The organism is Clostridium sp. OM05-9 (assembly GCF_003481465.1).
In the GTDB taxonomy this organism is placed as follows: domain Bacteria; phylum Bacillota; class Clostridia; order Lachnospirales; family Lachnospiraceae; genus Coprococcus; species Coprococcus ammoniilyticus.
The window spans coordinates 1-14,950 of sequence record NZ_QULF01000002.1; the positions used below are offsets into that span (position 1 = coordinate 1).

The following is a 14,950-nucleotide window of genomic DNA, read 5'->3' on the forward strand; positions in this document are numbered from 1 at the left end:
GATTGGAGAGAATGAAGTCGCAAGACTTTCTGTATGAAATTCTGAAGGTACATGAAATAGTTTAAAAAAAGAAAGCGTCAAAAAACGCTTTCTTTTTTTGTGTATAAATATTAATTTGAAATATGAAATAATCATTCTGTACCTCATAAAAGATTGTAAAATATAAAAATTAAAAAGCAACGGCATGTTATTCTTAGATAGCCGGATATTGAAGGCTGTTATGGTATTTAAAAACTAATATAATGGTAAAAGATTGTGTATTTTTATTGCAATTACATACATAAATCTATAAAATAGATATGGTGAATCATACATAAACAGTGCGAAAAAGGGTATATATCTGATATATTATATCAGATAAACAAGAACAATAATTACAGATGTATTGTAATAGAAAGGAAATATAATAGCAGGTAGCTATTGAAAAAGGTATGGGAATAAAAGAAGAAACAATAAAAATGAAAGCGGCAGCACCTTATCTGGCAGCTTCCTCGGTAGAACAGAGAAATAAGGCACTTCTAATGGTTGCAGAGAATTTAAGGGCAAAAGCGGCAAAGATTTTTGAAGAGAATAAACGAGATTTGGCAGCGGCAGAAGAAGATCATATTGCACAGGCAGTAATGAAACGCTTGAAGTTTGATGAGGGAAAACTAAGAGATGTTATAAAAGGAATTGAGCAGTTAGTTGCTCTGCCTGATCCATTAGGAAAGGTGACATTAAAGCGTCAGTTGGATGAGGGATTAGTTCTGAATCGTGTTAGCTGTCCGATTGGTGTTATCGGAGTTATTTTTGAAGCAAGACCGGATGCACTTGTTCAGATATCATCTCTTTGTATTAAGAGTGGAAATTGTGCGATACTAAAGGGTGGTAGGGAGACAACATATACCAATCGTATCCTGTTTCAGATTATACATAACAGTATAATAGATGCAGGATTGCCGGCAGATTGTATGCTTCAGGCAGAGCAGCACAGTGAGATTGATGAACTTCTGTCGTGCCATGAGACGGTTGACCTTCTGATACCGAGAGGATCGAACAGTTTTGTTCAGTATATTATGAATCATACAAAGATTCCTGTTATGGGACATGCAGATGGAATCTGTCATATTTATGTAGATAGAGATTATGATCCAAATAAAGCGATTCCGATTATTATCGATGCAAAGACCCAGTATACAGCAGCATGTAATGCGGTGGAAACTTTGTTGATCCATAGAGATATAGCAGAAAAATTTCTTCCGGTTCTTGCAAAAGCATTAAAGGAAAATGGAATTACGCTTCGTGGAACAAAGGAAGTAACAGATCTGATTGGCGGAGAGACAATCGGTGAACAGGAGTTCAAAGAATATCTGGATCTGATCGTTTCTGTTAAGATTGTAGATACGGTAAATGATGCGATCGCACATATCAATAAATATGGTTCCCATCATACAGACAGTATCATTACCGAAAATGCGGAAACTGCAGAATTATTTATGCAGATGGTTGATTCTGCCGGAGTTTATCAGAATTGTTCAACTAGGTTTGCGGATGGTTTCCGTTATGGTTTTGGTGCAGAGGTTGGAATCAGTACAGGAAAGATCCACGCAAGAGGTCCGGTTGGTCTGGAAGGGCTTGTTACTTATAAATACAAGCTGTTTGGATGTGGACAGATTGTAGATGATTATGCAACAGGAAAGAAAGAATTTCATTTTAAAGATTTATAATAAAAATCATTCACAAGATTATTACAGGAGTTAGAAAGATGCATAAGGAATTTCGAATGGGAAATGAAGCAATTGCGCTTGGGGCAATTGCTGCCGGGGTAAATTTGATTTCCGGATATCCGGGAACGCCATCGACAGAGGTACTTGAGACGGTTGCAAAGAACAGAACAAATGACTGTTATGTAGAATGGTCGGTTAACGAGAAGGTTGCCATGGAGGTAGCAGCCGGTGCTGCTTATTCAGGCGCGAGAGTTATGGTAACAATGAAGCAGGTCGGATTAAATGTGGCATCTGATCCGTTGATGAGTCTGGAGTATGTGGGAGTAAAAGGCGGTATGGTGATTCTGGTTGCCGACGATCCGGGGCCGATCTCATCACAGACAGAACAGGATACGCGGACATTTGCAGCATTTTCAAAGGTTCCATGCTTTGATCCTACATCGGCACAGGAAGCTTATGAAATGGTACAGGAGGCCTTTGAGTACTCGGAAAAATATAAAACACCTGTATTCTTAAGACCGACAACAAGAGTGTGTCATGGATATGCAACGATTGAAGTAAAGGATGCGGCAGAATACAAAAAGAATGAATCGGAAGGATTTGTGAAAGATTCCAAACGGTGGGTTATTTTCCCGAAGCTGTCCTTTCAGGCACATCGAAATATTGAAAAGCGAAATGTCGAGCTGGGGGATGTCTTTTCTGAATATGACAGAAATGTTGTGAGCAGGAAGACAGAGACAAGATTTGGTATTGCAACCGGTGGAATCAATTATACATATACAATGGAAGCCCTGGGAACCGATGCAGAAAAAATAGCGATATTTAAAGTAGCGACCCCATTTCCGTTCCCGGAACGAAAAGCAGTTGAATATCTGGAACAGTTAGATGCGGTTTTATGTGTGGAAGAATTAGATCCGGTGATTGAACGTGCGCTTACCTATATAGCGGGCAAATATCACCTTCCGGTAAAGATATATGGTAAACTGACCGATCATGTAGCTGCCTCAGGTGAGAACACGATCGACAGTGTAAAGGACAGTATCACACAGTTCTTATTGGATCAGGGTATTGCAGCAGACCGGTACAAGGCGCTTACCGCAGGTGAAAAGAACAATCAGTCGGAAGAGTTGGCAGAGAGGCCGGAGCTTCCGGTACGTCCACCTGTATTATGTGCAGGTTGTCCTCATCGTGCTTCCTTTTATGATGTAAAATGCGCTATGAAGGGAAAGAAGACAATCTTTTGTGGAGATATCGGATGTTATACACTTGGAAATGCCATGCCGCTTGATATGGTTGACACTTGTCTGTGTATGGGCGCAGGGCTTGGAATTGCGCAGGGTGTTTATCATACAGAACCGGATACGACATGTTTTGCATTTGTTGGAGATTCTACATTCTTCGCGTCAGCAATTCCCGGAGTCGTAAATGCGGTTTATAATCAGGCAGATATGACATTGATCGTTCTTGATAATTCCACGACGGCTATGACAGGACACCAGCCACATCCTGGAACCGGACATACGATGATGGGAGATATTGTAAATAAGATTGATATTGTTGGTATCTTAAAGGGAATTGGTCTTAAGACAGTAGAGACGATCAATCCATTTGAGCATGAAGCAGCGGTACAGACAGTTGCGCGTGTTGCAGCAGAACCGGGTGTGAAGGCAATTATTTTCAAATCTCCATGTATAGCCATTACGAAGTCGTCCAGATGTATGCATATAGATACAGATGCATGTATAGGTTGCCAGAAATGTATCAGAGAGATCGGTTGTCCGGCACTTTACACATTTGAAGGCAAGGTTTGTATCGATGAAAGTCTCTGTACAGGATGTACTTTGTGCAGCCAACTCTGCCCGGTACATGCAATCGGGGACGGACAAGAAGAAAGGGGGCAGGCATAATGAATAAGAATATTATTCTGTGTGGTGTCGGTGGACAGGGAACAGTGCTTGCATCCAAGCTGATCGCAGCCGCAGCTATGGAGAAAGGAATCCCGGTTATGAGTGCGGAAACGATCGGTATGGCACAGCGCGGAGGAAGCGTATTTAGCCACGTAAGAATGGGTGAAAATCTGTATTCACCAATGATAGCAAAAGGAACAGCAGATATGATCCTGGGATTTGAACCGGGAGAAACGGTGCGGATGCTTCCTTATCTGAAAAAAAACGGAGCAGTAGTCGTCAGCAATCGTGCGGTTATGCCGGTTACAGCATCGCTGGCGAAGACCGGTTATAACGGAGCATCTATGATCGAATATCTGAAGACACAGGTAAATCAGATTCTGGTGATCGATACAGATCAGGCATGTGAAACTCTTGGGTCTGCAAAGGTGTTAAATGTCTTGATGCTGGGAGCCGCAATCTCGACCGGTATGCTTGGACTTGAAAAAGAAGATATCAAACAGGCTTTGATAAAAAGATTGCCGGAAAAATTACATGAGCTGAATTTCAGAGCACTTGATTATATACAATAAAAATATTTTATAAAATAGAAAGTTTGGAGGATAAATAATGGAGATTTCAGAGTTACAGATCAGTCAGGTCAATAAACAGATCGAAGCATTGATTAAGGCTGAAAGTTTTTATGGAAAGAAGCTGGAGGAAGCAGGAATTACAAGAATTTCGACACCGGAGGATTTTAAGAAGCTTCCATTTTCAGAAAAAAAAGACCTGAGAGATGCATATCCACTTGGTTTAATGACAGCACCGGAAAGTGAGATCGTTCGTATCCATTCATCGTCAGGAACAACAGGACTTCCGGTTATTATTCCATACACAGCAAAGGATGTAGATGACTGGGCAATCATGTTCAAGCGTTGTTATGAGCTTGCAGGTATCACGAATATGGATCGTATTCAGATCACACCGGGATATGGACTCTGGACGGCAGGAATCGGCTTCCAGAACGGAGCAGAGAAGTTGGGTGCTATGGTCATACCTATGGGACCAGGAAATACGGATAAACAGCTTCAGATGATGCAGGACATGAAATCTACTGTCCTTTGTTCGACGTCTTCCTATGCACTTCTTCTTGCAGAGGAGATTGAGAAACGTGGTATCAAAGATAAGATTTGCCTGAAGAAGGGTGTGATCGGTTCTGAACGCTGGGGCGAAAAGATGAGAAAACGTATCTCAGAGGAACTGGGAATTGAATTATATGACATCTATGGTTTGACAGAGATCTATGGACCGGGTATCGGAATCAGCTGTAAATATGACAACGGTATGCATTACTGGGATGATTATATCTATATCGAGATTCTTGATCCTGTAACCTTAGAGCCGGTTCCGGATGGCGAAATGGGTGAGATTGTTATAACAACGCTTGTAAAAGAGGGTGCACCTCTGATTCGTTATCGTACACATGATCTTTCAAGAATTATTCCGGGAGAGTGCCCATGTGGATGCAAGCATCCAAGGTTAGGTGTGATTATGGGAAGAACGGATGATATGATGAAAATCAAGGGTGTAAATGTATTCCCAAGCCAGATTGAAGAAGTATTGAAGGAATTCCCTGAATTATCAAGTGAATATCAGATTCGCATCTCCCATCTGGATGGAAAAGATACAATGAGAATCTATGTAGAGACGGATGGAAGCGTAGATTTCGTAGAGTTATCTAAGCGTATTGCAGAGAGAGTAAAGAGTCGGATTGGATTTACCCCACTTGTTAAGGTTGTAGAGATTGGGGTGCTTCCAAGAAGTGAGAAGAAGACAAAACGTGTAATTGACGAGAGATATGAATAAAGCAGAAAGCCGGATATGATATTTCATACCCGGCTTTGTTTTTGTCAGTAAATTATGAATTACAGATCAAATTTTGTCTTTACAAAATCTTCAATGATATCGGCGGTCTTTTTGAAGCCCAGGACGGTTGAATTGATCGTCATATCATAGTTCTTACTGTTGCCCCATTCCATATCAGTGTGATCCTTGTAATATGTTTTTCTGTTACGGTCATGACGTTTGATCGTAGCTTCAGCATCACGTTGGGATAACTGCTTGGTTTCCATAGTACGCTGTAACTTTGCTTCGTTATCAGCAACAATAAAGAATGAAGCTACACAATCCATATCCTTTAATACATAGTCGGCACATCTGCCAACAATTACAAAGGATTCTCCGGATGCTGCCTTTTCTTTTATAAAATCGAACTGAAGACCGGCAAGAATCTCTTCCGGAGAATTGCTGTATCCCTGAACGGTACGAGAGAACAGATATTTTCTAGGTGACTCATCATAGTCTTTAATATTATCTGTATCAAAATTATTCTGTTTTGCAACTTCTTCAATTAGATTACGATTGTAATATGGGACATTAAAACGTTTTGCAATGTCCTGTGCAATTACATGTCCGCCACTTCCATATTCACGACCGATCGTGATAATAACCTGTTTGTCCATATTTTATAACCTCCCTAAAAATATGTAAGTTTCTTAGAAGACGCTGTTATATCGAATAAATACACCGAGTGTACAAATGATCATAACAAGAATAGTAGCAGGAGCCATCTTCTTACAATATTCGCCCCATCCGACCGGATGACCTGCTTTAGCAGCTACTGAAGTACCAACAACATTTGCGGAAGCACCGATAGGTGTTGCATTTCCACCAATATCTGTACCAATGGCTAATGAATAGGCAAGGACGGCAAGAACCCCACCATTACCTGCTGCAAGTTCTTTGATAACAGGAACCATAGTAGCAGCAAATGGAACATTATCGATAAAGGCACTGCAGATAGCTGAGAGCCAGATGATAATAGCAACCATGATATACATATTTCCACCGCTGACGTTTTTGATGAATTTTGCAATGACTTCCAGAATACCGGTCTGCTCCAAACCACCAACGACAACAAATAAACCAATAAAGAATAAGAGTGTCTTGTAATCAATCTTCTTTAAAAGTTCCAGTACATGTCTGCCGGAACAGATCAGTGTGATTATAGCTATTATAACACCAATCGCAGCAACTGTCAGCCCTGTCTGTGTCTGTGTAAGAAGCAGAACAACAGAAAGCAGGAAAATAACACAGCTGAAGATAAATCCGGATTTGTCTGTAATTGCTTCTGAAGGACTTGGTATTGTTGAGGTATCAACCCCACCTTCATTTTGCTTTAATTCCTTACGAAAAGCAAGATAAAAATAGACAATCATAATAACCAGTGAAATAAGAACAAACACACCGGTATTTGTCAGAAAATCAAAGAATGAAAATCCAAGTGAGGTACCGATGATGATGTTTGGTGGATCACCACAGACGGTAGCAGTTCCACCGAGGTTGGAGCAGAAGACTTCTGCCAAGATCATTGGAACCGGATTGAATTTTAATAATTGTGAGAGTTCTACTGTTACAGCTGCAAGGAACAGAATAACCGTGATACTTGCAATGAACATGGAAAGAAATGCTGACAGGATCATAAAGGTGATCAGAATTGGAACAATTCTGTATCGTACAAGCTTTGCAATCAGCATGCAGAGCCATGTAAAGAAACCTGCACGTTTCATACCTTCAACCATGACCATCATACCGGCAATAAAAATAATGGTCGCCCAGCTGATACCGCTGGAATCTTCAGATGCTTGTCCAACTGTATGCCAGAAGCTGGTTGTAAAAATGCTTTTAACGTTTAACACTTCCATGATAGCCTGTCCACTGTGCAGACAGATACCAAGGACAAAGATGATGGTGAGTAATCCACAGCCCAGCGTTATAAGATAATGTTCGATCTTATCAAGAACGATCAGCACAAACATAGCCAGGAAGATGGTTACTGCTAAGATGGATGCTAACATGTTTCCTCCTTCTTGAGAGATACCTGAAAATCATAATGGTAGTATCTCTTCTTATTTATAATATTTTTTTTCCGTTTATCATTATAGGAAGATTGCACAAAAAGTCAATATTTTTCGGTAAAGGTTCGGTAAAGGACGATGAAAATTGATAAAAAACAAGTAAATATGACTAAAAATAGAGTGAGTAAATAAAAAATAGTCATTATATTTGGTACAAATGTTACAGTTTTCAATCGTATTGTGGATAGGAACAAAATTAATAAGAAGAAACTGTTGCATTTCCGTTCAGACTGGGGCATTATAGAGAAAGAATATTAAAGGAGAATGAGTAATTATGTATAAAATTATTTGTAAAGATGGCAGAGCAAAAAGAGCTACCTTTACGACTGTTCATGGTACAGTGGAAACTCCTGTATTCATGAATGTGGGAACTGCTGCTGCAATCAAAGGCGCAGTTGCTACGACAGATCTGAAAGAAATCGGCTGTCAGATTGAATTATCAAACACCTATCATTTACATGTAAGACCGGGTGATGAGGTTGTGAAGAAAATGGGCGGTTTACATAAGTTTATGTATTGGGATCGTCCAATTCTTACGGATTCTGGCGGATTTCAGGTGTTCTCGCTTGCAGGACTTCGAAAGATTAAAGAAGAAGGCGTTACATTTAACTCGCATGTAGATGGACGCAAGATATTCATGGGACCGGAGGAAAGTATGCAGATCCAGTCTAATCTTGCATCTACGATCGCAATGGCGTTTGACGAGTGTGCACCTGCAAAGGCGGAACGTTCTTATGTGGAGAATTCGGTTGCCAGAACCTATCGTTGGCTGGAGCGCTGTAAGGCAGAGATGACACGTTTAAACAGCCTGCCGGATACGATCAATAAGGAACAGATGCTATTCGGAATCAATCAGGGCGCAGTATATGAGGATATTCGTATTGACCATGCAAAAAGAATTGCAGAGCTGGATCTGCCGGGGTATGCTATTGGTGGATTGGCTGTTGGAGAGACAGCGGAGGAAATGTATCATATTCTGGATGTAACCGTGCCATATCTTCCTGAGAATAAGCCGGTTTATCTGATGGGTGTCGGAACGCCGATCAATATACTCGAAGCAGTTGACCGTGGTGTGGATTTCTTTGACTGTGTATATCCATCCAGAAACGGACGACATGCACATGTATACACAAAACATGGAAAACTGAATCTGAAGAATGCAAAATATGAGACAGATGACAGACCGATTGAAGAAGGCTGCGGATGTCCGGCATGTCAGCATTACAGCAGAGGTTATATCAGACATCTGTTAAAGGCAAATGAAATGCTTGGTATGAGATTTTGCGTCTTGCATAATTTGTATTTTTATAATAATATGATGAAAGAGATTAGACAGGCTATCGAAGAAGGCTCATATGCATCGTATAAAAAGTCTATGATAGAGAGTTTAACATCAAATGAAGTTTAGAAGGAGAATATTATGAACACATTAGGAATGGTTTTAAGCGGTAGTACACCAGCAAATACAGGTAGCAGCACAATGTTTATTGTTGTATATATCCTGATCTTTGCTGCAATTATCTACTTCATGATGATCCGTCCACAGAAGAAGCAGAAGGCTAAGACAGAAGAAATGCATAACCAGATGGAACCGGGTGACAATATTATGACAACCAGTGGTTTCTATGGCACAATCCTTGATATTGTAGATGACACAACTATCATTGTTGAGTTTGGTAATAACAAGAACTGTCGTATTCCAATGCATAAGAATGCAGTTGCTGAGCTTGAAAAGAAGAATGCAGCAGTAGTGGAAGAAGATAAGGAAAAGAAATAAAGAATATCTTTTTAAATAAGAAGATGTCAGAACAGAAAAATCTCCATGTTCAGTAGAAAATCTGAATATGGAGATTTTTTTCTGTTCTTCAAAAAAGATGCGCTTTAATATTGTCCAGAATTCCTGTGGTGATCCGCATACCGCCGCGACCGGTTCCGAGAGAGATGTCCGGTTTGATCACACCGTGGAAATCCGTACCGCCGGAGACAAACAAGTCATGTCTGTCTGCAATCGCCCGGAGCTTTCCGCTCTCATAGGAATTATTAGAAGAATGATAAGCTTCTAAGCCCTTTAACCCAAGTGGTTTCAGATAGTCCAGTAATTCCTCAATCTGGTTATAACCAAGCTTATAGAGTAATGGATGTGCTAGAACTGCACATTTGCCATATTGGTTGATGATCGAGAGAGCACGTTCACATGTGACCTCCGGTTTCGGAAGATAGTATCTGCATTTTTCGCCAAGGTATTTTTTAAATGCCTGATCCTTGTTCTTGACAATGCCGTCCTCAATCAGAACTCTTGCAAAATGTGCACGGGTAATGACTGTATCCGGATTTCCCTCTTGAAGTTTTTCGATGGTCATATCGATGCCGTCACGCTGAAACAGCTTGCACATTTCCACATTTCGATTAAAACGTGCATCTTTTAAAGCGTTCAATTCAGCAAGAAGTCCGGGATTGGTATAGTCCATATAGAAGCCCAGAATATGGATCTCGCGTGAACCATAGTTGCATGAAAGTTCGATACTGGGAATCAATTCCATAGGAAGAGGATCCTGTGTATCTGGGGCCGGCTGATGATTTTCCATGAACCGGATTGCTTCTGGGACTCCATCAACCGTATCGTGGTCGGTGATCGCCAGAGCGGCAAGTCCCTTATCAAGAGCCATCTGGCACACTTCAGATGGAGTAAAAGAACCATCCGAAGCAGTTGTATGGACATGTAGATCTATAAAACGCATATATATTCCTCTTTTCTTTATACAATGTAGGATTGGTTTACCGAAATCTAAAAAGATAAAAGCAAACCAAAATAATTATAATATGAATCTAAAAACATGGCAAATTTTTAGACAAACTTATTGATATTTTTTATTAATTGGTATAGACTTAATTGACGGTTTATGAGAAAATATGTCTGATGGTTACGAAAAAAGAATAGATATTCATAACCGCTTTAAGCAGATTTTCATATTTCGAAAGGAGATTCACAATGATTTATTCACAGGAAGTTGAAAACATGTGCCCAGTTGGACAGGGCGTACATCATGGATGTGCTCCAATTCCAGAAGAAGCAAAATGGGTACAGGCAAAAGAAGTAAAGGATATTTCAGGCTTTACACATGGTATTGGCTGGTGTGCACCACAGCAGGGTGCCTGCAAGCTGACATTAAATGTTAAGGAAGGAATTATTCAGGAAGCATTAGTTGAGACAGTTGGATGTTCAGGTATGACTCATTCAGCAGCTATGGCAGCAGAGATCCTTCCGGGACTTACAGTTATGGAAGCTCTTAACACAGACCTTGTTTGTGATGCTATCAACACAGCTATGAGAGAGTTATTCTTACAGATCGTATACGGTCGTTCACAGAGTGCATTCTCAGAGGATGGACTTGCTATCGGTGCTGGTCTTGAAGATCTTGGTAAGGGACTTCGTTCACAGGTTGGTACTATGTACGGTACATTAAAGAAGGGTCCTAGATACCTTGAGATGGCTGAAGGATATGTAAATGCTATCGCTCTTGATGAAGAGGGTATGATCATTGGATATAAATTCGTTAACCTTGGTAAGATGACTGATTTCATTAAGAAGGGTGATGACCCTAACACAGCTTATGAGAAGTCATGTGGACAGTATGGACGTGTTGCAGATGCAGTTAAACTCATTGACCCACGTACAGACAAAGAGATTGAGAAATAATAGAAGGAGGTAACGATATAATGGCATTATTTGAATCATATGAAAGAAGAATCAAACAGATCAATGAAGTATTAAACAGCTACGGTATCTCCTCAATCGAAGAGGCAGAGAAGATCACAAAGGATGCTGGTTTAGACGTATACAATCAGGTAAAGAGCATTCAGCCTATTTGTTTTGAGAATGCATGCTGGGCATACACAGTAGGTGCAGCAATCGCAATCAAGAAGAACTGCAGAAAGGCTTCAGAAGCTGCAGCAGCAATCGGTGAAGGCCTTCAGTCATTCTGTATCCCAGGTTCAGTTGCTGATACACGTAAGGTTGGTCTTGGACATGGTAACCTTGGTAAGATGTTACTGGAAGAAGAGACAAAGTGCTTCTGTTTCTTAGCAGGACATGAGTCATTCGCAGCAGCAGAAGGTGCGATCGGTATCGCAGAGAAAGCTAACAAAGTTCGTAAAGAGCCACTTCGTGTTATCTTAAACGGTCTTGGTAAGGACGCTGCTCAGATTATTTCAAGAATTAACGGTTTCACATTTGTTGAGACTGAGTATGATCCATATACAAACACAGTTAAAGAAGTATTCAGAAAGTCTTACTCAGAAGGACTTCGTGCAAAGGTTAACTGCTATGGTGCGAACTCTGTACCAGAAGGTGTTGCTATCATGCACAAAGAGGGTGTTGATGTATCTATCACCGGTAACTCAACAAACCCAACTCGTTTCCAGCATCCGGTAGCTGGTACTTACAAGAAGGAATGTAACGAGTTAGGAAAGAAGTACTTCTCAGTTGCTTCAGGTGGTGGTACAGGTCGTACACTTCACCCAGATAACATGGCAGCAGGTCCTGCTTCCTACGGTATGACAGATACACTTGGACGTATGCACAGTGACGCTCAGTTCGCTGGTTCATCATCCGTACCTGCTCACGTAGAAATGATGGGTCTGATCGGTGCTGGTAACAACCCTATGGTTGGTATGACAGTTGCTGTAGCTGTTTCTGTAGAGGAAGCAGCAAAGGCTGGTAAGTTCTAAAAAAGCAAGTATTTATGCAGTTTCTGTTTCTGTTGGAATGTACCAAAATTAGTGCGTAAGACACAGGTAGAACACAGTCGTAGAACACAAATAATTGCCCCGGGAGATTATATGTTCCCGGGGTTTTTGCTATTATTGTATCAGTTCTATTTCCTCTTTTAATTGATTTAAAGTTCTGTGTGTATAAACTTTTTCTGTCACATCCTCGATAGAATGACCAACTATCAGCTTTATGATGTACTCATCCATGCCAGCATCTTTTGCCAATGTAATAAATGTATGTCTTGTATCGTGAGGACGGTGGGAGAGTTTTAATTTTCCCATGATCTTATTCCAACGGCTTCTGTATTTGTCGTATGTCATGCGCATACCAGACTGACTATCCGGATCATTGAATAAATAATCGGATTCCAATTCTTTAGCCTGATCTACTCGTTTTATGATCAAATCTCTTATTTTTGGATGAATAGGAACGCACCTGTTGCGCCCTGCATCAGTCTTAAGACCGTCGAACATGGTATTATTTTCCAGATCAATATCAGCTATTTTCAAGATAGACAGTTCTTGTGGTCGCCATCCGCTGTATATACCAATTAGAATCATATCAACAACATCATAGTTTGTGTTCTTCCAAAGTAGATTTATTTCCTCCGGCGTAAATGGAACACGAATGATCTGAGGCTTTCCACTTTTGATGGCAATACAAGAGATCTGCATAGACTGCTTGATGGACAGATAAGGGAAGTCGATGAGCCTTTTGAGGCTGGTGGTATACAAGTAGATGCTCCGGGGATGTTTGGAGATCCGGCGGAAGACTGCAACTGCTGGTGCTGTCTCTTGCAGCGTGCCAGATGGGCGCTGGATGATGAAGAGCTTCAGACTCTAAAGGACAGGGCAGCATACTTTGATCTTGACAAGACAGATGAGTTTGAGAAGTACCAGCGGAAATATCTGGGGATAACTCAGGAAGATATTGATAATATAAAAAATAGTGTTAAAATAAAGAAAATTGAATTACCGTCAGAAACCGACAATATAAAGGGAATGTCAAATGAAACAAAGCAAGCCATTTGTGATGTATTTGATAAGATAAAAGAAGAATACAATGTACGTATAAACAATATTGATTTAGAAAGTTTAGGTAGTGGCAATGAAAAAGTGCCATTTCAGTATGTTCCAGAGAATGTTGGCGGGTTTTTGAAATACAAACTTGTGTTGAATAAAGATTATGATTTTAATGGGAGTCTAGAAGCATTTTCTGCTAGAATTATGAGAAACCATAATAATAATGTGTTGGCCGCTCAATATGTTGAAGACTTAAACGCACATGAGATGGCGCATGTACTAACATTTCAAAATTGCGATATATATGGTTTATTTTTACAAATGGAAGAGAAAGTTAGGAACAGTTTATTAGAGGTGGTTCATTATATGCGGATAGTACGTATGATGGAGCTGAAACAATAGCAGAAGCGTTTGTACAATATAGACATGGTGAAGAATTGCCAACCAATATTATGAAATTACTAGAAAAATATGTATTAAAGAAGGTAAAGTAATGGTTATTTTTTCTCAGTGCTTGGATTGCAAAAATTTTATAGGAAAAAAAGATAATAATACATTCCATTGCAAAGCATATCCGGATGGAATCCCAGAAGATGTTTTTTGGAATAAAATAAATCACGAAAAAAATATTGAAGGCGACAATGGATATAAATTTGAAAGCTTGAATGAAAGCACTCCGCAGTAGCAGGGTGCTTTTTTAATGCATAAAATAGGAGGATAAGTAATGATAGTAACAGGAATGAAACACTTTGAGAATGTATGTCGCAAGAAGTTGGCTGAATGGTATCGTAAGAATCACCCAGATATACAGATAGATGAGGGCGACATATATATCGTCTGGTCATGCAAGACATTACAGAATTATAAATGCCTTGCGTCAACAAATATCAGTGGTGATGGGATATATGCTGAATATACCTACAATGGTGATAGGCAGGAACTGTATGAGGATGTATACCATAAGTTGACAAATACGTGTTATACAGAGGAATAAGAACAGAATGGTAGCTAATTCAGATCATGGTAAAAACATGACCTTTTTTTATGCCCAAAGTCGGCTTATGGCGATAAAACTGTGACCGACATAGAATAACTCCGGCAAGAGTGATAACTGCCATGTGTGGCTACGATTAAAGCCAAGAAAGGATGGAATAATGGAATTAAAGGAACTGTTAGGAGAAGAATTGTACAAACAGGTACAGGCGAAGATTGACGAGAAGAACAGCACAGAGCCAGACAAGCTCAAGCATGTAAGATACACAGATCTGTCCGAGGGCAAGTACGTCAGCAAGGAGAAACAACGAACATATCACGATGCATCTTCTAAAGTCAATACAAGAATATTAGCAAATGATTCTTCTGGAATAGTGACAGAAGATGGATTACTTGAATTTGAAAACTTATGACGATCTTCGAGTTCTCTGTAAATTCAACCAGATGTGGCATTTTGTCCCATGCCTGACAAATTTCAAATTCATGAATATCTTTCAGAGTTTCTCATATTCGCGAAAAATACAATTTCTTTTATAAGAGAAAAATTTTTTGACAGCACGTAACGTGCAGATTTAATCTGGAAATAGCATCAGAA

The 14,950-nt window shown here is 40.0% G+C and carries 16 protein-coding genes; 12 read left to right on the forward strand and 4 right to left on the reverse strand.

Going from position 1 to position 14,950, the window contains the following annotated elements:
- Window positions 1-431: 431 nt before the first annotated feature.
- Genes DXB77_RS03040 through DXB77_RS03055 form a run of 4 tightly spaced genes read left to right on the forward strand, consistent with a single transcriptional unit; the run spans window position 432 to window position 5,458 of the window.
- Window positions 432-1,706, forward strand: a complete 1,275-nt coding sequence (locus DXB77_RS03040; RefSeq protein WP_118662638.1) for a glutamate-5-semialdehyde dehydrogenase — start codon at window positions 432-434, stop codon at window positions 1,704-1,706.
- Between the two features lie 38 nt (window positions 1,707-1,744).
- Window positions 1,745-3,613 (forward strand): indolepyruvate ferredoxin oxidoreductase subunit alpha, encoded by a 1,869-nt coding sequence (iorA, locus tag DXB77_RS03045; RefSeq protein ID WP_118662639.1) that lies wholly within the window; start codon window positions 1,745-1,747, stop codon window positions 3,611-3,613.
- Window positions 3,613-4,185 carry an indolepyruvate oxidoreductase subunit beta gene (locus DXB77_RS03050; RefSeq protein WP_118662640.1) on the forward strand — a complete coding sequence of 191 codons (573 nt, stop codon included), beginning with the start codon at window positions 3,613-3,615 and terminating at the stop codon, window positions 4,183-4,185. Before iorA ends, DXB77_RS03050 begins: the two co-directional genes overlap by 1 nt.
- 37 nt (window positions 4,186-4,222) lie before the next feature.
- Window positions 4,223-5,458 (forward strand): phenylacetate--CoA ligase, encoded by a 1,236-nt coding sequence (locus tag DXB77_RS03055; protein WP_117784992.1) that lies wholly within the window; start codon window positions 4,223-4,225, stop codon window positions 5,456-5,458.
- 59 nt (window positions 5,459-5,517) lie between these two features.
- On the opposite strand, the gene DXB77_RS03060 is transcribed toward DXB77_RS03055, so the two are convergent.
- Both DXB77_RS03060 and DXB77_RS03065 read right to left on the reverse strand, forming a co-directional pair.
- Entirely contained in the window at window positions 5,518-6,114 is a 597-nt protein-coding gene (locus DXB77_RS03060; RefSeq protein WP_008401539.1) for a cytidylate kinase-like family protein, read from the reverse strand.
- Between the two features lie 33 nt (window positions 6,115-6,147).
- Entirely contained in the window at window positions 6,148-7,509 is a 1,362-nt protein-coding gene (locus tag DXB77_RS03065) for an SLC13 family permease (RefSeq protein ID WP_117807737.1), read from the reverse strand.
- Window positions 7,510-7,843: 334 nt separating this feature from the next.
- On the opposite strand from DXB77_RS03065, the gene tgt reads away from it, so the two are divergent.
- Both tgt and yajC read left to right on the forward strand, forming a co-directional pair.
- On the forward strand, window positions 7,844-8,977 hold the full coding sequence (tgt, locus tag DXB77_RS03070; protein WP_008401543.1) for a tRNA guanosine(34) transglycosylase Tgt: 1,134 nt from the start codon (window positions 7,844-7,846) through the stop codon (window positions 8,975-8,977).
- 12 nt (window positions 8,978-8,989) lie between these two features.
- Entirely contained in the window at window positions 8,990-9,346 is a 357-nt protein-coding gene (gene yajC, locus DXB77_RS03075; protein ID WP_008401544.1) for a preprotein translocase subunit YajC, read from the forward strand.
- Window positions 9,347-9,434: 88 nt separating this feature from the next.
- On the opposite strand, the gene DXB77_RS03080 is transcribed toward yajC, so the two are convergent.
- On the reverse strand, window positions 9,435-10,307 hold the full coding sequence (locus DXB77_RS03080; RefSeq protein WP_118662641.1) for a PHP domain-containing protein: 873 nt from the start codon (window positions 10,305-10,307) through the stop codon (window positions 9,435-9,437).
- A gap of 251 nt (window positions 10,308-10,558) precedes the next feature.
- Here DXB77_RS03080 and DXB77_RS03085 point away from each other — a divergent pair, with 251 nt between their 5' ends.
- Together DXB77_RS03085 and DXB77_RS03090 are read left to right on the forward strand one after the other, a co-directional pair.
- The gene (locus DXB77_RS03085; RefSeq protein ID WP_008401546.1) at window positions 10,559-11,266 is read left to right on the forward strand and encodes a nitrogen-fixing protein NifU; all 708 of its coding nucleotides are present in this window, start codon (window positions 10,559-10,561) and stop codon (window positions 11,264-11,266) included.
- A gap of 20 nt (window positions 11,267-11,286) precedes the next feature.
- The gene (locus DXB77_RS03090; protein ID WP_008401547.1) at window positions 11,287-12,297 is read left to right on the forward strand and encodes a GGGtGRT protein; all 1,011 of its coding nucleotides are present in this window, start codon (window positions 11,287-11,289) and stop codon (window positions 12,295-12,297) included.
- A 132-nt stretch (window positions 12,298-12,429) separates the two neighbouring features.
- Here the strand turns inward: DXB77_RS03090 and DXB77_RS03095 are convergent, their stop codons facing one another.
- Window positions 12,430-13,074, reverse strand: a complete 645-nt coding sequence (locus DXB77_RS03095) for a tyrosine-type recombinase/integrase (RefSeq protein WP_243100132.1) — start codon at window positions 13,072-13,074, stop codon at window positions 12,430-12,432.
- 15 nt (window positions 13,075-13,089) lie between these two features.
- On the opposite strand from DXB77_RS03095, the gene DXB77_RS03100 reads away from it, so the two are divergent.
- The 4 genes from DXB77_RS03100 to DXB77_RS03115 all read left to right on the forward strand — a co-directional run bounded on the left by DXB77_RS03100 (window position 13,090) and on the right by DXB77_RS03115 (window position 14,768).
- Window positions 13,090-13,764, forward strand: a complete 675-nt coding sequence (locus tag DXB77_RS03100; RefSeq protein ID WP_147353799.1) for a hypothetical protein — start codon at window positions 13,090-13,092, stop codon at window positions 13,762-13,764.
- A gap of 91 nt (window positions 13,765-13,855) precedes the next feature.
- Window positions 13,856-14,047 carry a glutamyl-tRNA amidotransferase gene (locus DXB77_RS03105; protein WP_118662644.1) on the forward strand — a complete coding sequence of 64 codons (192 nt, stop codon included), beginning with the start codon at window positions 13,856-13,858 and terminating at the stop codon, window positions 14,045-14,047.
- Window positions 14,048-14,086: 39 nt separating this feature from the next.
- Window positions 14,087-14,356 (forward strand): DUF6275 family protein, encoded by a 270-nt coding sequence (locus DXB77_RS03110; RefSeq protein ID WP_118662645.1) that lies wholly within the window; start codon window positions 14,087-14,089, stop codon window positions 14,354-14,356.
- A 160-nt stretch (window positions 14,357-14,516) separates the two neighbouring features.
- Window positions 14,517-14,768 carry a hypothetical protein gene (locus DXB77_RS03115; RefSeq protein ID WP_118662646.1) on the forward strand — a complete coding sequence of 84 codons (252 nt, stop codon included), beginning with the start codon at window positions 14,517-14,519 and terminating at the stop codon, window positions 14,766-14,768.
- Window positions 14,769-14,950 lie beyond the last annotated feature (182 nt).